Raw genomic sequence first — 22,761 nt, forward strand, 5'->3', positions numbered from 1 at the left:
TTCGACGAGGGAGGGCGCAAGGTGTACGATACGATAGCCGGCCGCAGGAGGCGGCTGGGGCTGGCCGCCTAGGCCGTCCGGAAAAACGTCCGCACCCCCAACAGTGAGGAAAAGATACGCAGAAAATGGCCAACTCTGCGTTCTAAACAACCCATCAGCAGGTTTCCACGTCTGCAGCTACTGCAACAGTGCTGGCATTGGGGCTGAGAGCATTGAGCACAGCTACTGGTGCAAGAAGAGCGGAATTACCCCGATAATCATGCGCTACGACGCTCTTGGTACATCTTTCGTAAGCGATGTTCTTGAACTGGTCTTCGATATCGATGATGCACCCAGCCTTATTAACGACGACTGGGAAGCTGTAATGTGGGCTTTATTCACAGCTGCTGCTAAGATTCTCGAAGTACCTGAGACTGAGCTTGGCGGAACCATGTACGAAAACGAGACACATGGCATTTCCCTTCTTATTTACGATGACGTCCCGGGAGGAGCTGGCCATGCGCGTCAACTCAGTGATAGAGTCGTCGAGCTTGCTCAAGAGGCATATAAAGTAGTTGACGGCCATTGCGGTTGCGGAGAAGAAACCTGTTGCTATGGGTGCATCGCAAACTATTACAATCAGACAAGACAGGCTAAACTTTCACGCGGGGCCGCAAAGAAAATACTGGCCGCACTGCTAAAAGCATAAGTGCGACCACCGTATGGGATCTCTTTCGACGACTCCTTTCGCCTTTTAAAAACCGAAAGCGAGAAGAGTCCCACGTCATCCAGAGCAAGGGAAGTGAGTCGAAGGGCCTTCCGGCCAACAGAGATCCTTCGACTCCAGCCCTCGCTCAGGATGACACGAGGAGGTGGCTTTCTACAGCTCCTGCAAGGGGGCGACGTCGAGCTCGCCGGCACGGGCGGCTTGCATGCCGGCTATGAGGGCTTGGGCGGCGGCCAGGGTGGTGGCGTAGGTGATGCCGTGGCGGACGGCGGCGCGGCGCAGCTCGTAGCCGTCGTCGCGGGTGGCCACGCCAAGCGGGGTGTTGATCATGAGCGAGATCTTGCCGGCAGCAATAGCGTCCACCACCGAGCTTGCCCCCTCGTGGATCTTGCCCGTCACCTCGCAGGGCACGCCCGATGCGCGCAGTACGGCCGCGGTGCCCTCGGTGGCCAATAATGAGAAGCCGAGGCGCACGAGCTCCCGAGCAATGAAGGCCACGGCGCGCTTGTCCTGGTCGTTCACGGAGATGAAGGCCATGCCCCCCTGAGGCTGGGCGTAGTCGATGGCCATCTGGGTCTTCATGTAGGCCGCCGGGAAGCTCTCCGCGATGCCCATGACCTCGCCGGTGGAGCGCATTTCCGGCCCCAGGAGCGCGTCGGCGCCCGGGAAGCGGCCGAAGGGCATGACGGCCTCCTTCACGAAGTAGCGACCCGGCTGGGCGAAGTGCCCGGGAAGATCGAGCGCGGCCAGCTTCTCCCCCGCCATGATGCGGCTCGCGAGCTTCGCTAAGGGCACGCCCGTCGCCTTCGAGATGAAGGGCACCGTGCGGCTCGCCCGCGGGTTGGCCTCGATGACGTAGACGACCCCGTCCTTCACGGCGAACTGGATGTTCACGAGGCCGCACACGCCCAAGGCCAGCGCGATGCGGCGGGCGACGCTCGCCATCTCGTCCTGCACCTTCGCCGACAGCGAGAAGGGCGGCAGGCAGCAGGCCGAGTCGCCCGAGTGGATGCCGGCCATCTCGATGTGCTCCAGGATGCCGCCGATGTACACGTCCTCGCCGTCGCTGAGCGCGTCCAGGTCGCATTCCACGGCGCCTTCCAGGAACTTGTCCAGATACACGGGGTGGTCCGGGGAAACGGCGGTCGCCTCGGCCACGTAGCGCGCGAGTCCCGCGTCGTCGTAGACGATGCCCATGCCCCGGCCGCCGAGCACGTAGCTGGGGCGCACGAGCAAGGGATAGCCGATCTCGCGGGCAGCAGAGCGGGCCTCTTCCAGCCCCGAGGCCATGGCCGAGCGCGGGTAGGCGATGTCGAGCGAGTCGAGCAGCGCGGCGAACCGGTCGCGGTCCTCGGCCAGATCGATGGCATCCGGGCTCGTGCCCATGATGGGCACTCCGGCCTCTTCCAAAGCGCGGGCCAGCTTCAGCGGCGTCTGGCCACCGAGGGTGACCACCACGCCGTCGGGGTCGGTCGCGTCCACCACATCCATGACGTCCTCGTAGGTGAGCGGCTCGAAGAACAGCATGTCGGAGGTGTCGTAGTCGGTGGAGACCGTCTCGGGGTTGCAGTTCACCATGATGGTCTCGTACCCGGCGTCGGCCAGCGCGTAGCTGGCGTGCACGCAGCAGTAGTCGAACTCAATGCCCTGACCGATGCGGTTGGGGCCGGCGCCCAGGATGAGGGCGCGCGGGCGCTCCTTGCGCGCCACCTCCGACTCGTCGGCGTCGTAGGTCTTGTAGTGGTAGGCGGTCTTCGTGGGGAACTCCGCCGCGCAGGTGTCCACGGTCTTGAAGGCCGGGCGCACGCCGAGGATCTTGCGGCAGGCGCACACCGTGCGCTCGTCGGAGCCCGTGAGCACGGCGATCTCGGCGTCGGAGAGCCCGTAGCGCTTCGCTATTTGGAAGGCCTCGGCGTCCATATCCTCCAGGGCGCACCCGCGCAGGGCCTCCTGCACGGCGACCATGTCGGCCATGCGATTGCAGAAGAACATGTCGATAGCCGTGCGCTCGTGCAGCTCTTCCGCGCTCATGCCGCGGCGCAGGGCCTCGGCCGCCAAGAAGATGCGCTCGGCCGTGGGGCGCGAGAGCGCGGCGAAGAGTTCCTCATCGGTCAACGCCGTCTCCTCCCCCTTCCCGTCGGCTCCGAAGCCGGCGCGGCCCGTCTCCAGGGAACGCAGGGCCTTGCCGAGGGACTCCTCGAAAGTGCGGCCGACGGCCATGACCTCGCCCACGGCCTTCATACGGGTCGTGAGCGTGTCATCGGCGCCTTGGAACTTCTCGAAGGCGAAGCGTGGGGCCTTCACGACGCAGTAGTCGATGGTCGGCTCGAAGCAGGCCGGCGTGGTGCCGGTCATGTCATTCACGATCTCGTCCAAGGTGTAGCCCACGGCCAGGCGCGCCGCCGCCTTCGCGATGGGAAATCCCGTGGCCTTCGACGCCAGGGCCGAGGAGCGCGACACGCGGGGGTTCATCTCGATGATGACCATGCGGCCCGTCTCAGGGTGCACGGCGAACTGCACGTTGGAGCCGCCCGTGGCAACGCCCACGCGCTCGAGTACTGCGAGCGACGCGGCGCGCATGCGCTGGTATTCCAGGTCGGTCAAGGTCTGGGCCGGGGCCACGGTGATGGAGTCGCCGGTGTGCACGCCCATGGAATCCAGGTTCTCGATGGAGCACACAATGATGCCGTTGCCGGCCGCATCGCGCATGACCTCCATCTCGTATTCCTTCCAGCCCTCGATGGACTCCTCCACGAGCACCTCGCCGGCCGGCGAGAGCTCCAGACCCTGGGAGACGATGCGGACAAGCTCGTCCTCGTCGCGCGCGATGCCGCCGCCGGCGCCGCCCATGGTGAACGACGGGCGCAGCACCACGGGGAACCCGAGCTCGCCGGCGATGCGCAGGGCGTCTTCCACGGAGTAGGCGTAGCCGGCCCGCGAGACCTCGATGCCGAGGTCGGCCATGCACTCATTGAAGAGTTTGCGGTCCTCGCCGCGCTCGATGACGTCCACATCGCAGCCGATGAGCTCCACGCCATAGCGTTCGAGCACGCCGGCTTTGGCCAGTTCCACGGCCGTGTTCAGGCCCGTCTGGCCGCCGAGGGTGGGCAGGCACGCATCGGGCCGCTCCTTCGCGATGACCTTTTCCACGAAGGCCGGCGTGATGGGCTCCACGTAGGTGGCGTCGGCCAGCTCCGGGTCGGTCATGATGGTGGCCGGGTTCGAGTTCACGAGGATGACCCGGTAGCCCTCCTCTCGCAGCACCTTGCAGGCCTGGGCGCCGGAGTAGTCGAACTCGCAGGCCTGGCCGATGACGATGGGGCCGCTCCCGATAACGAGAATGCTCTTGATGTCCTCGCGCTTGGGCATTTACGCCACCTCCCCTTCCGTGTCAGCTCCGAACTTCCAACCGGACAGGCGGTCGGTCGCGATGTCGATGTCCAGGTAGTCCTCGCGGCCCTCCATGAGGCGCGCGAAGGCGGTGAACAGGTAGTGGGCGTCGGTGGGCCCGGGGGCCGCCTCCGGGTGGTACTGCACGCTGAAGGCCGGCACGTCGAGGAAGGCGAAGCCCTCGGCGGTGCCGTCGTCGAGGTTCACGTGGGTGAGCCGGATGCGCCCGAAGCGCTCGTTGGCCACGACGGGGGCGATACCGCGCCGGCCCCATTCCCGCAGGTCTTCCACGTGCTCGGTCGCACCTCCGGAGAGCTCGGGCACCAGCGCGCCCAGGCTCTGGAAGCGCGGGCAGAAGCCGTGGTTCTGGGCCGTCACTTCCACGCGGCCGGTCAGCAGGTTCTGCACCGGGTGGTTGCCGCCGTGATGGCCGAACTTCAGCTTGTCGATTTCCGCGCCCGCGGCCTTGGCCATCATCTGGTGGCCCAGACAGATGCCGAACAGCGGCACCTTCCCCAGCAGCTTCTCCGCCTGGCGGTAGGTCTCCTCCACCGCCTCCGGGTCGCCCGGGCCGTTGGAGAGGAACACGCCGTCGGGGCTCATGGCGAGCACGTCTTCTGCCAGCGTGTCCCAGGGCACGACGGTGAGCTCGCAGCCACTCGCCACCAGACCGTCTAAGATGGAGCGCTTCACGCCGCAGTGGTAGACGACCACCTTGAAGCGGGGCTCGGCCGGGGCGGCCAGGGCGAAGCCATGGGAAGCGGGCAGGTTCGCGGCGGTGTAGGAGTAGGCGCCGTCGCAGGACACGTCGGCGGCCAGGTTCACGCCTACTAGCGACGGGCTTCGGCGTACCTTCTCGAGCAGCGAGGCGACATCCGCGTCCGTGGTGGAAACGACGGCCCGCTGGGCGCCATGGTCGCGGATGTGGCGCACAAGCGCACGGGTGTCGATGCCCTCGATGGCCACGACCCCCTCGCGCGCCAGATAATCGCCGAGGCTCTCCTGGCTGCGCCAGCTGGAGGGCGTGGGGCACAGGTCGCGCACCACGAGCGCCCGCAGGGCCGGCCTCTCCGCCTGGGCGTCGTCGGCGTTCACGCCGTAGTTGCCCACCTGCGGGTAGGTCAGCACCACGATCTGCCCCGCATAGGAGGGGTCGGTGACGATTTCCAGGTAGCCCTCCATGGAGGTATTGAAGCATATCTCGCCTGCGGCCTCGCCGGGCGCGCCGCAGGAGGTGCCGGCGAACACCGCGCCGTCCTCCAGCACGAGCAGCGCCGGCGCCCCCGCCGGCTTCGAGGTGGCCGCCCGCATCTTTTCCGCAATCTTGCTCAAAGGTTCCGTCCTTTCCGCGACCCTCCCCTTGCGCGAAAAAGGGCGCCCCCGCCAATGTCGGGAGCGCCCTCGGGCACACAAGATGAAGTTCTCGGTCGCACCTTGCCGGTCTCTCCGTACCGTCCGTTAAAGGTCGTTTTTGAGCATACGACACTGTGCTAGATATGCATCTGCACAAAAATAAGCGGCCGAAGACGACAGCCGAATGGCACCGCGAGGACTCCTAAGCGTCCTGACTATGAAGGCCTGCGATCGGCAGCAACGGCCAGAGATTTCCCGGAGAAGGCGATGCCATAGCGCAGGCTGCCCGCACCGCTCTCGGTCGCGCCCGCATCGTAGGCCCGCGCCTCTATCTGGGCCAGAGCCTCGGCGGCCAGCGCCTCCAGGCGCCCCGTGTCGGCCCCGCGCTCGAACTTCAGCTCCAGGGTGACCGTCGGCAGTCCCGCCCGCTCGGGAACGAGGCGGATGTCGAAGCGACCGCGCCCCGCCTCGCGGTTCGAGACAGGGTTCCCGTAGCCGGGTACCCCGAACAAAAGCCCCACCAAAAGCATGTGGTAGCTGTTCTCGCTCGCCAGGTCGTAGAAGCTCGCCGAGTTCAGCAGCACGCCCTCCAGCTCCTCGGCGAAGGCATCGGCGTCCCCGTCGACCAGCGCGCGGTGCAAGTCGATCAGGCAGTCGCGACCGCCGGCGATCTGCGCGAAACGGTCGATGATCTCGCTGCGGTACAGCGACGCGATCTCCAAATTGGGGATGCGCAGTCGCCGCACGACGTCCTTGGAGTTGGGCTGCTCCGTATCGTCAGTGGTCAGATAGCCGGCGAGGTACAGAAGGGACCACAGGGCCTCGGGCTTGGCGTCCAAGTCGCCGAACACCACCGACAGATCGAGCGCGGCCTCCACGGAGCCGCCCGTCTCAAGCAGCCCGTACACCTTCCTCATCAGGCGCGCGTCTCCCCCACGCACCATGGCCGCGATGGGGGCGTTGGAAGACGTGTTGCCCCAGTAGGGCGCACACTCGCAATCGTTGTCGAAGTAGTTGAGCACGCTCCAGGGGTTGTACACGTCCACCGAGCCGAAGCGGTAGCCGTCGTACCATTGGCGCATCTCGGGGAAGTGGGCGGCCTGGCCCAGGTAGTTGGCGAGCGCGCGCACCTCGTCTTCCGTGAAGCCGTAGCGCTCGTCGTACTTGGTGTTGAGGGAAGTGTTCACCACCAGGTTGTTCAAATCGGAGAAGACGGACTCCTTCGAGATGCGCTGCACGCCCGTGAGGCACGCGAACGCCAGGGCCTGGCCGCCGTCCTTCAGGGCCGCCGTGAGCCAGCCCTTGAGAAACGAGACCATCTCGTCGTAGTACCCGTTGTCCCGAGCCGCCATGACCGGCGCATCGTACTCGTCGATGAGGACGACGGTGCGCCGCCCGTGGTGCTTGAAAAGCAAGCGAGTGAGGTTGATAAGAGAAGACTCGATGTCTCCGTCCGTTGCCTTCCATCCCGCAACGCGATCGAAGTACGCGCGCTCTTGTTCGTTCAGCTCAGAGCTGTCGGACAGATACCCATGGCGGATGTATTCCCATACGATCAATTGGCGCAGAGCACTCTTAGCATCTTCCCAGCGCTGCTTCTTCACCGGGTTGAAGCTGATGTATATGACGGGATAGGCACCCTGGTACTCGCGGTAGCGGCCGCCGCCGGCGTCCCAAATGGAAAGGCCCTCGAAGAGGTAGGCCGCGTCCTCGGCGTTCGGGTCGCTCGCCGGGGGGATCTCGAAGAAGGCCTTGAGCATGGTCATGTTCAGCGACTTGCCGAAGCGGCGCGGGCGGCAGAACAGGGTGACGGCGGCGGAGCTGTCGAGCACATCGGCGATGAGCAGCGATTTGTCGATGATGACCGACTCCTGCACCGCCGCGGCGAACCCGTCGCGCCCGATGGGCAGCCGGCGGCGGCCGGAAAGGTCGGACAGGCGCACGTCGCCCTCGCGATAGATACCGTTCTCGTAGGTGCCCGTCATGCCGCGGCCTTTCTCCCTCATGTCGTTTCCCCGATTATAAACGAAGGGCCGCTACATGCGGCCCTTCGCGGAGAATTAGCAGGAAGCAGGCGTCGCGTCTGCACGACTCCCGTACTCCGGCTGTGCGGCTACCGCATCCCTTACGAGCTCTACAGCCGGTAGGTGCCCGAGTTGGGGTAGGCAGCAGCTAGCTTCGGCGGCGCATCGATGGCGCCGAGGAACGTGCCGTCCTGGATGCAGATGAGGGCATAGGGCTCGGATGATCCGTCGCTGCGAATGCCCCACCACCCGTCGTGCAGGTACTGGGCGCAGAAGTCCTCGGGGATGCCGAGGGTCGCATCGGCCATGGAGGCGTCGAAGACCACGTCGCCCTCGGCGTCCATGATGGCCGAGCGCAGAGAGCCGGAGCCCGAATGGGCGCCACCCGCTGCGCCGCCAGACGCCGCCGCAGCCCCGCCGGCGGCATCGGCGCCCTCCCCCGCCGTCTGGGCCGTGCGAACCCACAGCATGCCGTCGTTGGCGTCGCCGAAGGCGTCCAGCTCCTCGCCGAGCGGCACGAGCCACTTCCCGGAACCCACCGAGTATAGGCCCGCAAGGTTCTTGTTGGCGCCGCCGTAGGGGTTCTCGCGCTCGGCCTGCACAGCCACGATCCCCGATCCTCGGGGCTGTTCGTAGTATAGACGGCCCCCGACGACATCGTCCCCGTTCACGCTGGCCGCGTCGAACAGCGGAGTGCCGTCGTAGCCGTACACCTTCCCATCGTCGTCGGCCTTCTGGTAGTACCCGTAGCCCAGGGAGAGGGGCTGGCCGCCCGCCTGCTTCCACGACACGAGCACATTGCCGTCCACATCCAGAAGGTAGGTGTCCGAGGGGGCCGCCTGCACGTTGATCACCCCGTCGTGGTAGGCGTCGTCGCTCGGATAGGACGACAGGGGCCCCTCGGCGGCACGTCCGAAGGTGAACACGAGTTCTCCCCGCTCGTCCAGCACCAGGCAGACGCCCTCTTGGCCCTCCTCGAGAGGAAGGACGGGCACGATCAGGCGCCCGTCGGAGTAGGCGCAGCTGCTGCCGCCGAACCTCGAACGGCCCGTCACGCCCAGCTCGGTCAGAAGCGGGTCGAGGTCCACCTTCGCGTTGCCCGCACTGTCGAAGAGCGCGTAGTGGGTCTGTTCGTCGTGCACCTGGTCCCACTCGGCGTCGTACTCGCTCGTCTCCCAAAAGCCCAGCGAGAAGCCGTCGGAGAAAGGCGTCTCGAGGACGGCGTCAGGGTTGGAGAGCTGCGTCAGTGTCCCGTTTTCGTCGACGATGGAATAGCCTTCGCCCCCATAGCCCGCGAACCAGGCCTCGGGAAGAGCCGGGGCCGCGGGCTCGGGCTCGGCGGACGCCTCCGGCTCGGGCGCGGCCTCGGGCTCCGGCGCCGGTGCCTCCACGGGGGCCGATTTCGGCTCGGGGGCGGGCGCCGCGAACGGGTTCGCCACCGCGACGCCCACCGCCGCCAGCGCCACCACGGCCACGCCGACGACAAGACCTGTGCGCTTCTTCTTGGAAGGGACCGAAGGCGAAACGGCTGCGGCCTTGCCATCTCTCCCGGATGGGGCGGCGCTTTCCGCGGGAACCTCAGAAGCGCCGCGCGCAGCCTGTGCGCCCGACGCCACTTCTTTTCCCATCGGCGCCCCGCACTTCGTGCAGAACTTGGAACCATCTGGCATTTCGTTGCCGCATTTGGTACAGAACATGGGGGAACCTCCTAACCCTTCCTCGCCGCAAGGGCGCACACGGCAGCGGCGATGGAGACCACCAGACACGCCATGGGGAACGCCGTGGCCGTGGCGATGCCGTCGAGGAGCCCCGACAGCCCGCAGAACACTGCGACGCAGACAGCCATGACTATTCCCCCGGCCACAAGAGCGCCCCTTCGGCCGGACTTAGCGAGCCCGACCGCGCCCAGCACGAGGAGGACAACGCCCGCGAGCCACAGCAGCAGGCAGCCCCAGGCCGCGCCGCCCACCAACGCCGAAGCCGAGTCGGCGCCCTCACCGCCTAGCGTCCCGTAGAGCGAGGCGTAGTCGCCGAACGCCCCGGCGAAGGAGGGAAGCGCCCACACGGCGTAGGACTCGTCAAAAGAGAAGGAGCCCTCATCAGCTCCCAGCAGGGACGCGAAGCCGCCCGCGTAGCCCGAGGCGGCCGACACCATGGGGTCGACTTCGAGCCACGGCAGCAGCGAGAGGACGACGGCAACGGCCGCAAGCACCGCAGCCGCCATCGCCAGAGGTGATATCTTGGTGGATGCTACGGCAGACGCCGCCGAGCGCGACGAGGCTGCATTGGGAGCAGTGGGTGTGGAAGGCGCCGAGCCTGCAACGCCCACAGCAGGAGTGACGCCCTTGGAAGTGCCCAGCTTGGCGCCGCACTTGCCGCAGAAGGCGCTGCCATCGGGCAGCTGGTTTCCGCACTTGGGACAGAACATGGCTACTCCTCTCCCCTCGGGGCGCCCTCGCCGCCAGGCGTCACGGCCCCGTTGCCGCCACCGTCCACCTCCGCCAGCTCGGACTCGCCGATGCCGGCGTTCTCGACCAGTTCGGCATCGCCGATCCCCGCATCAGCGATGGTTGCGGGAACCACCTTTGCGCCGCAGCTCATGCAGAACAGGTCGCCCTCCCCGAGCGGCGCCCCGCAGGAGGCGCACACAGGGCCCGAGGGCGCGGACGACACCGGGGCAGCCTGGGCCCGGGCCCTCTCTGCCGGCGTGCCGCAGCCGGAGCAGAACAGGTCGGCGCCAGTCATGTGCGCCCCTCACACCGCGCAGGTGAACCCGGCTGCGGCCGTCGCGGCGGCCGCAGCCTGCTCGTCGATAGCGGCTATCTGCCGCTGGCACTGCTCCCGCTCGGCGTCGATGCGGGCGATGCCGTCGTAGAGCGCCTCGCGCCCGGAAACGAGCGCGGCATCGCCGCGGGTGGCCTCATACAGGCTCGCCCCCAGCTGGGCGGCCAGTCCCTGCCGTTGGCGGTTCAACTCGCCGATGCGCGCATTCAATTTGATCTTGTCGGCGCCGCGCCCCGCGGCCGCCGTTCCCCGGTTAACCGCCGAAGTCACGTTGTCCAGAAATCCCATGCGAATCCTTTCTCCCCGAAACACACCGCCGCATGCCGACACTTCGACGGTGACGAGCTGCTCATTAGGAAGCCCCTTCCACCCCCCCTCATGCCACATGGGTATGAGGATCTAGGTGTTTGGCTGGCTTATATGCAGAAGCCAGGAACAACACCGTAGGAGTAGTGAGTGCCGTAGCCGCCGTAGGGGCCGCCATCGGAGAGCACGTACTGGAAGTCGCCCGAACTGTCCGGATACGGAGAACGCCCCCACCAGCTGTCTGGCGATCCTTGGAGGTTTTTAACAAGTGTGGAGTTTTCATTATTCCAAATCACGCCGGTATCACTGAAGAGCTGGTAGCGGGAGCCCTCGGCGTTGAAAATATCGGCGGCCCATCCGTAGCTACCTCCAAGCAGCTCAGCCGCAGAGATAGGTCCAGCCAGCTCGGCAAGGGAAAACAGCCACAGCGAGTCAGAGGTAGCCGTCACGGCAGAAATATCCTGGGTTTTGCCTACGTTGTTGGTGAGCTTGTCCACCGGCACGATGGCAGACTTCAGGTCTTCAGGCAGCAGGGTCATGACGTCAGAGTTCAGGTAGCCGCGCATCTGCGAGGCCTCCCAGCCGCCGGCGTTGGTGTCAGTCGGATTCATGGGCGCCTCACCCACGCAGTCGCCGAAGATGAACGTGATGCCGGCCTTTCCGCCGGAGGTCTTGTCGTCGTGGGCGAAGCCGACGATCTGCACGGTGGTCTGGGTGCCGTCGGCCAGCGTGACCGACTTCACCTGGGTGCCGTCCAGCTTCCCCTCGGGTGTGCACAGGTTGTACTTTTTGGCCACCTCGATGGCGGCCGCCTCGTCGCCGGCCGCGCCGATCTCCGCCGAGATCTGCGACAGCTCGTCCCACGTGTAGGCCTCCACCGCCGACTTCACCGCGGCGCCGGCCGCACCCTGGGAGCCGCCCTGGGCATCCCCGGCGGCTGCGTCGCCCTGCTGCTCGGCCGCGCCTTGGACAGTCGCATCTGCGCCCTGTTGGCCTTCCGTATTCTGACTCGAGGCGGGAACCTCCACCGCCTCCTTGGGCTGCACGCCGGCAAGCCCAAACCAGTTCGTCGCGAACCCGGCGACGAGCACCACCAAAACCACGACAACAGCCGCGACGGCCCCTATCTTCGCGCCGTTCTTCTTGGGTGCCGGAGCCCCGCCGACGGCAGCGCCTGCCGCGCCCTGCGCGTTTTTGGTCGGGGCCGCACCGCCCACCTGGGCGCCCACCGGCGCCCCGCACTTCCCGCAGAAGGCCGCCCCCTCCGCGATCTCACTTCCGCACTTCGGACAGAACATGCTTGCCTACCTTTCTATCGATGTTTCTACGATCTCTTTGACCCGAACGTTCGCATCCTGTTCACTGTTGTCGCTAGAGCCGATGCAAATTACCTCTTCGACTCGAACCCCGGGAGCACCGAAGTCGCCCAATTCGGCGATTTTGATCGAGGTTTCGATTTGAACTTCAGGCTTCATTGCTGGCATCCTCCTCTCGCCTTCTTCTTCTGCCTTGAAAAGGGACGTGTCCGCAAAGGCCTGGGCAAGCCCCAACGAGACACTGGAGAATGCGGCGACTTTGCAAATCTGCGACAAGAGATCGGCGAACTGCGCTACCTCCGGCAACGCTGGGAGAAAAAAGTCAACAAGGTACGTAACCGCAAACACAAGCGCGAGGAAGACGCTCGAAAAGAGACGTCCGCGCCGAAGCGCCGGATAGCGCTTTTCCCTCGACATCCTAGCGACGACGGAAACAAATGCAAATATGCATGTATACGAATACATGCAAGACAGAACATAGGAGGGCAAATCGCCTGCTATCAACTGAGAGCCAAGTCGCTCGCCAACATACACCGAGCAAAACGGGGCTGCGCTGTTGAAAACGCATCCGAACACTATCCAGAGAAACAACCAACGTGATCCGCTTTTGGCAAAGCGGTAAATTAGCGCGATTTCAAGCGCCAAGAGCGCACAAACCGTGATACCCCAGAAGAGGCAACCAAGAACAGGGAATTCTTTCTCGAAGGCGACGGCAGCAAAATAGAAAGACACCGCTGCGGCAACAATGCCGATAGCGCATGCCAGCTTAAACGAGGGCTCGGGCCGACTTAGCGGAGAGACCCCCCCCCAGGTACGTATATGTGCGCTTCGTTAACAGCATGTCGGCAAGTTTAGCACAGCTTGGCGACGCCACCAGCATTTTTTCGCGGGCGGGATATGTGGCGAGCCAATGCTGACAGTAAAGCATCGCCCACTGCCGCTGTTTCAGATGAATACCCTTTTGTGGTAACATTAGGGCCACAACAAGGAGGTGCACCATGCCAACTGCAACGAAGGATGCCGAGATCAAGTTTCGCACGAGCGACGAGCTGAAGCGACAGACCCGGCGCGTCTACGACCGATGGGGCCTCTCCCTGAGCGAGGCCTTCAACCTCTTCATGCGCAAGTCCGTCGAGGTGGGCGGCCTCCCCTTCGATCTGCGCCCTGAGCCCTCCCCCGCCCTGAGCGGCCGGGAGACGCTGCGGCCGAATCCCGCCACAGGCATCACCGTCCTTCCAGCCTGGATGGACGCCCCCGAGGACGAGGGGCTCTACGATGACCTCGTGTGATCCCGCACCGCGCGACATCTGGCTCGCCTACGTTGAGTTCGCCGACCACGAGGGCGTGGGCAAGGTGCGGCCCGTTGTCATCTTGGACGCCTCTGGGAAGGCGAGCGTCATTACCGCGAAGATAACGGCGTCAGCAAACTATGAGCCGTCCTCTTTCGTCGAGATCTCCGACTGGGAATCCTGCGGACTTCGTCGGCCCTCCTGGGCGCAAATCGAGCCCCTTGTGGAGGTACGACGCGACAAGCTTTTGAGGGACGAGCCGCTCGGACAGCTGTCTCCCTCGACTTATGACCTCGTATGCGCCGCGTTGAATTCAAGCGAACAGAACGAAGACGGGCGGTAAGCTGCAAAAAGGAACGAGCTTACTGGAGGTATTGCCATGAGAGCTGAGTACGATTTCACCAATTCTAAGCCCAACCCCTACGCGAAGAGGCTGTGCCGTCCCGTCACCATGCGCATCGACGTGGAAGCCATCGACTACTTCAAGGAAGAGGCCGCCCGCACGGGCATCCCTTACCAGAACCTGATAAACCTCTACCTGGTGCAATGCGCCGAGGAGAAGAAGGTTCTCGCGTTCGCCTAGGACACGCATAGAGAGCACGCCGGAAAGTTCGCCCGAAGCTCCAGAGCATCCAACGGTTTATTCCTCCCCTGCCAGGCGGTAGCTCACGAGGCTGGGGCGTGCAGTCCAGGGGTCGGGGGCGATGAGGGCGTCCAGGCCGAAGACCTCGCGCAGGAGGGCCGGGGTCATCACCTCGGCCGGCGTGCCCGCGCCGCGGATGGCGCCGGATTTCAGGGCGATCATCCAGTCGGAGAAGCGGGCGGCCAGGTTCAGCTCGTGGATGACGAGCGCGATGGTCTTGCCCTGGTCGCGGTTGAGCGTCTGCAGAAGCTCCAGCACCTCCAGTTGGTGGGCCATGTCCAGGTAGGTGGTGGGCTCGTCCAGAAGGATGAGGCCCGTGTCCTGGGCGAGCGCCATGGCGATCCAGGCGCGCTGGCGCTGGCCGCCGGAAAGGGCGTCGATGGGGCGCGCGGCGAAGTCGCCCAGATGCGTGATGGAAAGGGCCCAGTCGATGATGCGCTTATCGTCGTCGGTCAGGCGCCCGAAGCCCTTCTGGTGCGGATAGCGGCCCAGCGCCACCAGCTCGCCCACAGTGAGCCCCGCCGGCGCCTGGGGCGACTGGGGCAGCAGCGCCATCCGGCGGGCCACCTCGGCCGTGGGCATCTCGGCGATGGCGCGTCCGTCCAGGTACACCGCGCCGCCGCGCAGGGGCATGGTGCGCGAGAGCGCCTTCAAAAGCGTGGACTTCCCGCAGCCGTTCGGCCCGATGATGGAGGTGATCTCGCCGGCGGGCACGGCCACGTCCATGGGCTCTATGATGACGCGGTCGCCGTAGCCCACCGACACGGCCTCGCCGCGCAGGGCCGCGTCGGCGAATTTCTCGCAGGTGCGGTCGCAGGTCTCGCAGAACAGAGGCTCATCGACGACTTCAGGCGCTTCAGGAGCGCCTTCGCGGAAGGAATCGAGGAAATCCGCTGCGTTCGGCTTCTTCACAAGCGTCACCTTCTCCTAGGATCTCGCCAAAAGGTACAGGAAATAGGGCGCGCCGATGACGGCCGCCACGATGCCGACGGGAATCTCGTTGGGAGCAAGCAGCGTGCGTGAGATGATGTCGGCCAGAAGCATGAGAACGGCGCCCACGAGCACGCACGCCGGCACGAGCGCCCGGAAGTTCGGCCCCACGAGGCGCCGCGCCATGTGCGGGCACACGAGCCCCACGAAGGTGAGGCCGCCGCCCACGGCGCAAGCGAGCCCCGAGGCCCCCACGGCCACGGCGGTGAGGGCAGCACGGGCCCGAGGCACGTTCACGCCGAGTCCCATGGCCGCCGCCTCGCCGAGCCCCAGCACGTTCAGTGTGCGCGAGGCGTAGAGGGCGCCGGCCGTGAGCAGTGCCAGCCCCACGGCGAGGATGGCCACATTCTCCCAACTGGCACCCCAGATGCTGCCGGCGATCCAGTTCTGCACGAAGGCGTAGTCGCCGTCGGACATGCGCAGCATGAGCAGCGACGTCGCGCTGGAAAGCCCCGTGGCCAAAGCGACGCCGATGAGCAGCAGCCGGCGCGGGCTGGAGGCGCCGCGCACCACCGACAGCCTCCAGCCGAGGAAGGCCACCGCCGCCGAGCCCGCGAAGGCGAGCAGGGGCAGGGCCACAGCGGAGGGAACAAGCCCCGCGGGCACGAAGACGACGAAGGCGGCCACGAGCAGCCCCGCGCCGGCATTGATGCCGAGCACGCCCGGGTCGGCCATGTCGTTGCGGGAGACGCCCTGCAGAAGGCACCCGGAAAGCGACAGTCCCACGCCCACCAGAAGCGAGGTGAGCACCCGGGGCAGCCGCAAGTCCACCAGCGTGTAGGTGAGGCTCCGGCTCGCCGTGCCGGAAAGGATCTGCCCCAGCTCTTCCAAGGAAATACTGCGGTAGCCGGCGTTGATGTCGCACCACAGGGCCAAAAGCGCCAACACGGCGAGGATCGCCAGCACCGCGCCCGTGCGCAGCCGTTTCTTTCGCTCAGTCAAGGCCGGTCGCCTCCCTCCGCGCGCACCAGATGAAGAACGGCACGCCGACGATGGCGAAGATGACGCCGATGGGAATTTCGCTCGGCGCCATGAGCGTGCGGGCGAGCACGTCGGCCAGAAGCATGAACAGCGCCCCGCCCACCATGGAGGCGGGGATGACGGCCCGGTAGTCCGATCCCACGAAGCGGCGCACCATGTGCGGCACCATGAGGCCCACGAAGGCCACCGGGCCGGCCAGGGCCACGGCCGCCCCCGCCAGAACGAGCACCACGAGCAGACACAGCGTGCGGGATTTCCCCACGTTCACGCCGAGCCCCGAGGCGGCCTCCTCGCCCAGCGAGAGCACCGTCACGCGCCGCGCCAGCACCCAAGAGGCCACAAGCGCCGCCAATATGAACGGCGCCGTCATGGCTAGCGTATCGGCGCGGATGCCGGCTACGCCGCCGGCGGTCCAGAAAGTGAGCGAGTAACCGATGTTGAAGAAGATGGCCACGCCCTGGGCGAGCGCCGTGAGGAAGAGCCCCACGGCGCAGCCCGCCAGCACCAGCAGGACGGGATCCACGTTGCGCCGGCGGAAGCTCACGGCCCCGAAGACCACGGCCAGGGCGAAGGCGGCGCCTACAAACGAGCACCCCACCACCCCAGCGAAGCTCATACCCGGCAGCAGCGCCAGGCACAGCGCCAGCGCGAAGGCGGCCCCGGCGTTGATGCCGAGAAGCCCCGAGTCGGCCAAGGGGTTGCGGGTCACGCCCTGCATGATGGCGCCGGCCACGGCGAAGGCCGCCCCCACGAGGATGCAGCCCACCGTACGGGGCCCGCGCAGCTCCAGGATGGCCACGTGCTCCTGGTTCGCCATGTCCGGCGAGAAGAGCGCCCCCAGCACCTGGTCGGGCGGGATGGGGGTGCTGCCGAAGAACAGGGAGAGCCCCGCGGCCAGCGCGACCGCGACGACTCCCCCGATCAGGAAGATCGATGTCCTGAGGCGCGACACGAAGCGTCCCTGCTAGGCCGCCGCATCCGCATGGGCACGGAAGAAGTCGGTGAAGGCCTCGAGCTGGTTGGTGAGCGTGATGGGGTCGCGGTGCATGAAGGCCACCTGCTCGTAGGGCATGAGGCGACCGGCCTTGACGGCGGGCAGGTTCTTCCACAGCTGCGAGTCGTCCACATAGGCCGAGTCCGCGCCGTCCAGCACGCCGTAGCAGATGAAGTCGCCGGCGTAGTCGGGCAGCGCCTCCACGGAGATCACCTTGTAGGCCTCGTCGCCCTCTACCATGGGGCCCTGGATGGCCTCGGGTGCCTTCAGCCCCCACATATCGTAAAGAATGGAGCCGCCACGGGCGAAGTGGCTGCCCATGGTGTAGATCTCCTGGGGCCACACCTCCAGGATGGACACGGTGCGGTCGCCCACGATGCCCACGATCTCGTCCTTCACCGTGGCCACCTTGTCGTTGAACTCAGCGATGTACGCCTCGGCGGCATCCTTTTTGCCCACCAAATCGGCGATGTAGCGGAACAGATCCTCGTCGGAGCGCGTGCCATCGGCGATGTAGACCGTCGGCGCGATCTTGGCGTACTTGTCGTAGTCGGCCTCGGTGATGGTGACGATGAGATCCGGCTGCTTCTCGGCGATCATCTCGAGCGAGGTCTCGGCCGAGGTGGTGTTCAGCGCCTCAATGCCGTCGCACAGCCCGGCGAGGAAGGGGTTGTTCAAGGCATAGGGGCTCGCGATGACCGGCTTCACGTCCACGGCCAGGAACTCGCCGAGGTAGTAGTCGCTGACGATGGTCTGGGGGTTGGTCGGAATCTCCACCGGGCCCTTGTCGGTGTCCACGGTGCGGGTGGCAGCGCTTGCGGCGGCATCGGCGTTAGAAGCGCCGGCATCGGTCGTCGCGGTGCCCTCCCCTTCCGCAGAGGAGCCGGCAGAAGAGGAGCAGCCGCCGAGCACAGGGGTCAAGGCAGCGGTAGCGAGGAAGGCTGCGAAGGTGCGGCGGGAAATCGGGGGCATGAGCACATCCTTTCCTAAAGCTGAGCAATCAGTTAGTTTCAGCGAACTTATGGCGCCAAATGTTATCACTGGCTTACTTTTATGCAAGTCCTTCGGGAAACATCCACAACCGGCGTAGCCTCATTCTAGGCAGGAGCTCCCCCACTCCCGCGTCTACCCCTCGCCTGTTGCCCAGCCGACGCTTTCCCGTAAAACACCCTTGAGGCGGGAAAACGAGAAGGGACCGTCCGAAGACGGCCCCTTCCAGGCAAGACATTGGTTGTCGGCAGTCGCCTACTCGACGATCTTGCCGTCCTCCATGGTGGCGTAGCCGCCGACGTAGACGTCGGTGGCGCGGCCCGTAAGCTCGGCTCCGATGAAGCCGGAGTTGTTGGCCTTGGAGTAGAAGTCGCCCACTTCCACGGTCCAGGCGGCCTCCGGGTCGATGACCGTGAGGTCGGCCACGCTGCCGGCCTCGATCTTCACCGGCTCCTGGCGCAGGATCTCGCGCGGAGCGACGGCCATGGCCTGAATCATGCGGCCGTAGTCGATGACGCCGGCGCGCACGAGGTGCGTGAGCACGAGGGAGAGCGAGGTCTCAAGCCCGGTCATGCCGAAGGGCGCCAGCTCGAACTCGCGGTCCTTCTCCCAGTCGGTGTGGGGCGCATGATCGGTGACGATGGCGTCGATGGTGCCGTTCGCGAGGCCCTCGATGAGCGCGGCGGCATCCTCGGCGGTGCGCAGCGGAGGGTTCACCTTCAGCGCGGTCTGGTACTCGGCGGTGATGGCGTCCTCGGTGAGGAACATGTGGTGCGGCGTCACCTCACAGGTCACCGGCAGGCCCTCGGCCTTGGCGGCGGCCACCAGATCGAGCCCGCGCTTGGTGGTGATGTGCTGGATGTGCAGAGGGCACCCGGTCAGGCGGCAGAGCGCGATGTCGCGGGCGATTTCCAGCTCCTCGCCCTCGGCCGGCCAGCCCACCATGCCTAGGCGCGTCGAGGCTACGCCCTCGTTCACCTGGCCGTCGGCCACCAGCGAGTCATCCTGGCAGTGGGCCATGATGACGGTGTCGAACTGGTTGGCGTAGTCCATGACGCGACGCATCATGCCGGCGTCCTGGATGCCATGGCCGTCGTCGGTGAACACCGGCGCGCCGTGGGCGTACATGTCGCCCATGTCGGAGAGCACCTCGCCCTTCAGATCCTTGGAGCAGGCGCCGGCCACCACGACGCGGCACTTCCCCACGGCCGCGGCACGGGCCTTCACATATTCCACGGCCACGGCGTCGTCGACCACCGGGCTCGTGTTCGGCATGGTGCACACCGCGGTGAAGCCGCCGTGGGCCGCCGCACGGGAGCCGGAGGCGATGTCCTCCTTCTGCTCCTGGCCCGGATCGCGGAAGTGCACGTGCATGTCCACCAGGCCGGGGGTGACGATCTTGCCAGACAGGTCGCGCTCGACGCCCTTCTCCATGGTGAGGTCGTGGCCCACCTCCACGATCTTGCCGTCGCGGATGAGGATGTCGGCCACTTCGTCCAGGCCGATCTGGGGGTCGATCAGACGGGCGTTCTTAAGCATCAATGCCATCGTTGCTACCTCCTAGGAGCAGGTACAGGGCGGCCATGCGCACGAGCACGCCGGCGTAAACTTGGTCGAGGATGATGGAGCGCTTGGGATGGTCGGCCATGAAGCTGTCCAGCTCCACGCCGCGGTTGATGGGGCCCGGGTGGCACACGCACGCGTCGGGCTTCAAAAGACGGTCGCGCTCCTCGGTGAGGCCGTAGAGCAGGTTGTACTCGCGCAGGTTCGGATACGGCGCGCCCTCGAAGCGCTCGCGCTGGATGCGCAGCATGTACACCACGTCCAGCTCGGGCAGCGCCTCGTTCAGGTTGCTCGTCACATGGTCGGCGCCCAGGATGTCGGGGCGCGCGGGCAGCAGCGTCGGCGGTGCGATGACCGTCACCTCGCAGCCCATGATCTTCAGGGCCGGAATGAGCGAGCCGCACACGCGGGAGTGCGAGATGTCGCCCACCACGCCCACGTGCAGGTTGTCGAAGGAGCCCTTCTCCTCCCAGATGGAGTACAGATCGAGCAGCGCCTGGGTGGGATGCTGGTGCTTGCCGTCGCCGGCGTCGATGACCGACACGCCGGACACATCCGCGATCTTGCGGGGCACGCCGGCCCAGCGGTCGCGCACCACGATGCAGTCGATCTTGTAGGAGCAGAGCGTCTTCACGGTGTCCACGAGGCTCTCGCCCTTCACCGTGGCCGTGGAGGAACCGCCGAAGTTCAGAGAGTCGGCGGAAAGGCGCTTCTCGGCGATCTCGAAGGAGGAGCGGGTGCGGGTGGAGGGCTCGTTGAACATGTTCACGACGGTGAAGCCCTTCAGCGTCGGCACCTTCTTGATGCGGCGCTCGTTGACCTGCTTGAAGGTCTTGGCCGTCTCCAGGATGGTCATGATGTCATCGGCGGAGTACTCCGTGATGTCGATGAGGTGCTTGTGATCGAAGGCCATGGACCTACTCACCTTCCTTTTTCGTCAGGGCCGCGGCGCCTGCGCGCTTGCCCGGCTCGATGTCCAGAATCTCCACGGCCGAGATGCCGTCGACTTCCTCCAAGAACAAACGCACGTTCTCGCTGGAGGACGAGGGGACGTTCTTGCCCACGAAGTCGGCGCGGATGGGCAGCTCGCGATGGCCGCGGTCGACGAGGACCGCCAGCTCCACGGCGGCGGGGCGGCCGATGTCCATGAGGGCGTCGAGCGCCGCGCGGATGGTGCGGCCCGTGTAGAGCACGTCGTCCACGAGCACGATGGTCATGCCGTCGATGCTAAACGGGATGTCGGTGGAATGGACCTCGGGGGACATATGGGTCGCGAAGTCGTCGCGATAGAAGCTAATGTCCAGCTTGCCCAGGGGAACCTTGACCCCCTCGATCTCCTCGATCTTGTGAACGAGCATCTTCGCGAGAAGGTCGCCTCGCGTGACGATGCCCACGAGCGCGAGGTTGTCCGCGCCCTTGTTGGCCTCGAGGATCTGGTGCGCCATGCGCGTCACCGCTCGCTCGATGTCGTCTGCATCCATGCAGATCGACTTGACCATGCTCTCGTCGTTCATACACACTCCCTTCGTAAGGTCAGTGCGCACAGACGAGTCCGCGAAGCCCCGCGTCCGAGTTTTCCGCGAGCTTCGTGCCGCCGCGCGGGCAAAAGAAAAAGCCCGTCTGGCGACTAGGCTTCCTGCGTCGTTGCGCTTGCTTCCCGCTTTCCGGGCGCTGCGCTGATTGGGGTTACCTTGTCGGCCTCTCTGTACCGCATTTAAAGGACGGTTGCACCATACACCGCAGAAAGATGAGTTGCAAGCGTTGTGTTGAATTTTTTCTAAAAAGGCGAAAATGGGATGGCCACAGGTTCGCCCAAGGAAGTCAGCGAGGCTCAGACAGGTGCCTGCAATTCGCTTGAAGCGCGGCCGAGCGGCCTTGGGGCCGTGAGAGAAAGCGCTGAGTGCGAAGGGCAGGTGCCTGTCGGAGCCACAGCATCGGGAGTGCCGTTCGTCCCGTCAGGGCGAACGGAACTTAGAAGTTCTCGGCCTTGATCTCGAAGTAGCCCTGCGGGTGCTCGCAGACGGGGCACTTCTCGGGGGGCTCGGTGCCGATCTCGATGTGGCCGCACACGGTGCACACCCACACCTTCACTTCCTTGCGGCGGAACACCTCGTCGTTCTCGATGCGCTCGATGAGCAGCTGGTAGCGGTTCTCGTGGCTCTTCTCGATGGCGGCCAGGCCCTCGAAGAAGTCGGCCAGATCGGCGAAGCCCTCCTCGCGGGCGGTTTTGGCATAGTCGGTGTAGATGCCGACCTCCTCGTCCTCGCTAGCGGCGGCGGCCTTCAGGTTGTCAAGCGTGCCGGGTACCTTCCCGCCGTGCATCTTCTTGTAGTGCAGCTTCGCGTGGTGCAGCTCGTTGCCGGCGGTCTCGTTGAAGATGTCGGAGATCTGCTTGTAGCCGTCCTTGGCGGCCTGCTGGCCGTAGAACGTGTACTCGCAGTAGGCCACGGCCTCCTGGGAGAGCGCGCTCTCCAGGTTCTTCCATGTCTGGGACTTCTCAAGTTCCATGGGTTCCAACTCCTTTCACCACGGCCTCGCTCGTGCGGGCGCCGTATCGTCCTACCTATAGTGAGACTCGGCGCCGCGAGTTGCGGCGGCTAACCTTAAGGAGTTGGGTAATCGTAACTTCGCTATTGCACCCCCGACAAAAAGGGAAGGCCGCCCGAAGGCGGCCTTCCCCATGATGCTCTGCGTGGCGAGAAGCTTAGGCCTTGTTCAGGCTGTCCAGCTCCTTCTCCAGCGCGGTGTTGTCCGCAGCGGAGATCCAGCCCTCGGGGATGGGGGCGTCGTTGTGGCACTGCGAGCACATGTTCACGGAAGCGCGATGCGCCTTGTGGCAGTCGCTGCACTGGTTCTCACCGTGCTGGGCCACGTGCGGGTTGCGCTCCAGATCGGCGGTGGCCTGGATCAGGTCGTCGCGAGTCATGTTGTGGCAGGACTCGTTCAGGCAGAACTGATCGGGCTCGATGCCGCGGGCGGCCACGAGATCCTCCAGGGACTTCTCGGGCACGACCTGCTGGCCGGTCTGGGTGTTCAGAACCTCGTAGCTGCCGGTGATCCAGCTCATGCCCTCGCCGATCTGCTCGGACAGGGTGGGCACGTGGCAACCGAGGCAGGTGGTGCCGTTCTGGGCGCGATGCACAGCGGCCATCATGCCGGAGGCGTTGGCGACCTCGTTGCCCCACACGTCAGTGGCGGCCTGGCCGGGCTCGGCCTCATAGGTGGGCAGGTAGGCGTCCATCGGGGTGTGGCAGATGGCGTTGCAGAAGCTCGGCTGCTCGTGCCATACCCAGAAGCCGGCGCCGGCCACGACGAGCACAGCGACGACGACGCCCACGACGATGGGCCACTTCTTCTTTTTCTTCTGGGCGGCAGGCTCGGCAGTCTGCCCGTCCACCTTTTTCTCTTCTTCTGTCATGCCTCTTCCTTCCA

Annotated in this window: 22 protein-coding genes; 4 read left to right on the forward strand and 18 right to left on the reverse strand. The window is 65.6% G+C overall.

Annotation, left to right across the window (positions count from 1 at the left end; translation table 11 throughout):
* Positions 1-259 precede the first annotated feature (259 nt).
* Positions 260-688, forward strand: a complete 429-nt coding sequence (locus ACW4QM_RS10015; protein WP_455798415.1) for a DUF1998 domain-containing protein — start codon at positions 260-262, stop codon at positions 686-688.
* A 171-nt stretch (positions 689-859) separates the two neighbouring features.
* Here ACW4QM_RS10015 and carB read toward each other — a convergent pair whose 3' ends face one another.
* The 9 genes from carB to ACW4QM_RS10060 all read right to left on the reverse strand — a co-directional run bounded on the left by carB (position 860) and on the right by ACW4QM_RS10060 (position 12,524).
* Positions 860-4,075 carry a carbamoyl-phosphate synthase large subunit gene (gene carB / locus ACW4QM_RS10020; protein WP_161127883.1) on the reverse strand — a complete coding sequence of 1,072 codons (3,216 nt, stop codon included), beginning with the start codon at positions 4,073-4,075 and terminating at the stop codon, positions 860-862.
* Positions 4,076-5,428 (reverse strand): glutamine-hydrolyzing carbamoyl-phosphate synthase small subunit, encoded by a 1,353-nt coding sequence (gene carA / locus ACW4QM_RS10025; protein WP_161127882.1) that lies wholly within the window; start codon positions 5,426-5,428, stop codon positions 4,076-4,078.
* Between the two features lie 236 nt (positions 5,429-5,664).
* Positions 5,665-7,455, reverse strand: coding sequence for an AAA family ATPase (locus ACW4QM_RS10030; protein ID WP_161127881.1), 1,791 nt, complete (start codon positions 7,453-7,455; stop codon positions 5,665-5,667).
* Between the two features lie 128 nt (positions 7,456-7,583).
* A complete protein-coding gene (locus tag ACW4QM_RS10035; protein WP_237974562.1) occupies positions 7,584-9,170 on the reverse strand; it encodes a zinc ribbon domain-containing protein in 1,587 nt (528 codons plus the stop codon).
* A gap of 11 nt (positions 9,171-9,181) precedes the next feature.
* Positions 9,182-9,901, reverse strand: coding sequence for a zinc ribbon domain-containing protein (locus ACW4QM_RS10040; RefSeq protein WP_161127879.1), 720 nt, complete (start codon positions 9,899-9,901; stop codon positions 9,182-9,184).
* A 2-nt stretch (positions 9,902-9,903) separates the two neighbouring features.
* Complete coding sequence (locus ACW4QM_RS10045) at positions 9,904-10,218, reverse strand: zinc-ribbon domain-containing protein (RefSeq protein WP_202427862.1); 315 nt, start codon at positions 10,216-10,218, stop codon at positions 9,904-9,906.
* A gap of 9 nt (positions 10,219-10,227) precedes the next feature.
* On the reverse strand, positions 10,228-10,545 hold the full coding sequence (locus ACW4QM_RS10050) for a hypothetical protein (protein ID WP_202427861.1): 318 nt from the start codon (positions 10,543-10,545) through the stop codon (positions 10,228-10,230).
* A gap of 128 nt (positions 10,546-10,673) precedes the next feature.
* Positions 10,674-11,861 carry a DUF6273 domain-containing protein gene (locus ACW4QM_RS10055; RefSeq protein ID WP_161127878.1) on the reverse strand — a complete coding sequence of 396 codons (1,188 nt, stop codon included), beginning with the start codon at positions 11,859-11,861 and terminating at the stop codon, positions 10,674-10,676.
* A 6-nt stretch (positions 11,862-11,867) separates the two neighbouring features.
* Complete coding sequence (locus ACW4QM_RS10060) at positions 11,868-12,524, reverse strand: hypothetical protein (protein ID WP_302148275.1); 657 nt, start codon at positions 12,522-12,524, stop codon at positions 11,868-11,870.
* A 353-nt stretch (positions 12,525-12,877) separates the two neighbouring features.
* On the opposite strand from ACW4QM_RS10060, the gene ACW4QM_RS10065 reads away from it, so the two are divergent.
* Genes ACW4QM_RS10065 through ACW4QM_RS10075 form a run of 3 tightly spaced genes read left to right on the forward strand, consistent with a single transcriptional unit; the run spans position 12,878 to position 13,751 of the window.
* Complete coding sequence (locus ACW4QM_RS10065) at positions 12,878-13,168, forward strand: type II toxin-antitoxin system RelB/DinJ family antitoxin (protein WP_161127876.1); 291 nt, start codon at positions 12,878-12,880, stop codon at positions 13,166-13,168.
* Complete coding sequence (locus tag ACW4QM_RS10070) at positions 13,155-13,511, forward strand: type II toxin-antitoxin system PemK/MazF family toxin (protein WP_161127875.1); 357 nt, start codon at positions 13,155-13,157, stop codon at positions 13,509-13,511. The genes ACW4QM_RS10065 and ACW4QM_RS10070 overlap by 14 nt, the downstream gene beginning before the upstream one ends.
* A gap of 36 nt (positions 13,512-13,547) precedes the next feature.
* Entirely contained in the window at positions 13,548-13,751 is a 204-nt protein-coding gene (locus ACW4QM_RS10075) for an antitoxin (RefSeq protein WP_161127874.1), read from the forward strand.
* A gap of 57 nt (positions 13,752-13,808) precedes the next feature.
* Here the strand turns inward: ACW4QM_RS10075 and ACW4QM_RS10080 are convergent, their stop codons facing one another.
* The 9 genes from ACW4QM_RS10080 to cgr1 all read right to left on the reverse strand — a co-directional run bounded on the left by ACW4QM_RS10080 (position 13,809) and on the right by cgr1 (position 22,747).
* The gene (locus ACW4QM_RS10080; RefSeq protein WP_237974563.1) at positions 13,809-14,723 is read right to left on the reverse strand and encodes an ABC transporter ATP-binding protein; all 915 of its coding nucleotides are present in this window, start codon (positions 14,721-14,723) and stop codon (positions 13,809-13,811) included.
* Positions 14,724-14,738: 15 nt separating this feature from the next.
* The gene (locus ACW4QM_RS10085) at positions 14,739-15,743 is read right to left on the reverse strand and encodes a FecCD family ABC transporter permease (RefSeq protein ID WP_161127873.1); all 1,005 of its coding nucleotides are present in this window, start codon (positions 15,741-15,743) and stop codon (positions 14,739-14,741) included.
* Entirely contained in the window at positions 15,736-16,734 is a 999-nt protein-coding gene (locus ACW4QM_RS10090) for a FecCD family ABC transporter permease (protein ID WP_161127872.1), read from the reverse strand. The genes ACW4QM_RS10085 and ACW4QM_RS10090 overlap by 8 nt, the downstream gene beginning before the upstream one ends.
* Positions 16,735-16,746: 12 nt before the next feature.
* On the reverse strand, positions 16,747-17,748 hold the full coding sequence (locus ACW4QM_RS10095) for an ABC transporter substrate-binding protein (RefSeq protein ID WP_161127871.1): 1,002 nt from the start codon (positions 17,746-17,748) through the stop codon (positions 16,747-16,749).
* A 273-nt stretch (positions 17,749-18,021) separates the two neighbouring features.
* The gene (locus ACW4QM_RS10100) at positions 18,022-19,314 is read right to left on the reverse strand and encodes a dihydroorotase (protein ID WP_161127870.1); all 1,293 of its coding nucleotides are present in this window, start codon (positions 19,312-19,314) and stop codon (positions 18,022-18,024) included.
* On the reverse strand, positions 19,298-20,242 hold the full coding sequence (locus ACW4QM_RS10105) for an aspartate carbamoyltransferase catalytic subunit (protein WP_161127869.1): 945 nt from the start codon (positions 20,240-20,242) through the stop codon (positions 19,298-19,300). Before ACW4QM_RS10105 ends, ACW4QM_RS10100 begins: the two co-directional genes overlap by 17 nt.
* A 4-nt stretch (positions 20,243-20,246) precedes the next feature.
* Positions 20,247-20,843, reverse strand: coding sequence for a bifunctional pyr operon transcriptional regulator/uracil phosphoribosyltransferase PyrR (gene pyrR, locus ACW4QM_RS10110; RefSeq protein ID WP_161127868.1), 597 nt, complete (start codon positions 20,841-20,843; stop codon positions 20,247-20,249).
* Positions 20,844-21,300: 457 nt separating this feature from the next.
* Positions 21,301-21,837, reverse strand: a complete 537-nt coding sequence (locus ACW4QM_RS10115; RefSeq protein WP_161127867.1) for a rubrerythrin family protein — start codon at positions 21,835-21,837, stop codon at positions 21,301-21,303.
* Positions 21,838-22,033: 196 nt separating this feature from the next.
* On the reverse strand, positions 22,034-22,747 hold the full coding sequence (cgr1, locus tag ACW4QM_RS10120) for a cytochrome c-type protein Cgr1 (protein WP_114539017.1): 714 nt from the start codon (positions 22,745-22,747) through the stop codon (positions 22,034-22,036).
* Positions 22,748-22,761 lie beyond the last annotated feature (14 nt).

The sequence above is a fragment of the Adlercreutzia sp. CNCM I-6207 genome (genome assembly GCF_977072305.1).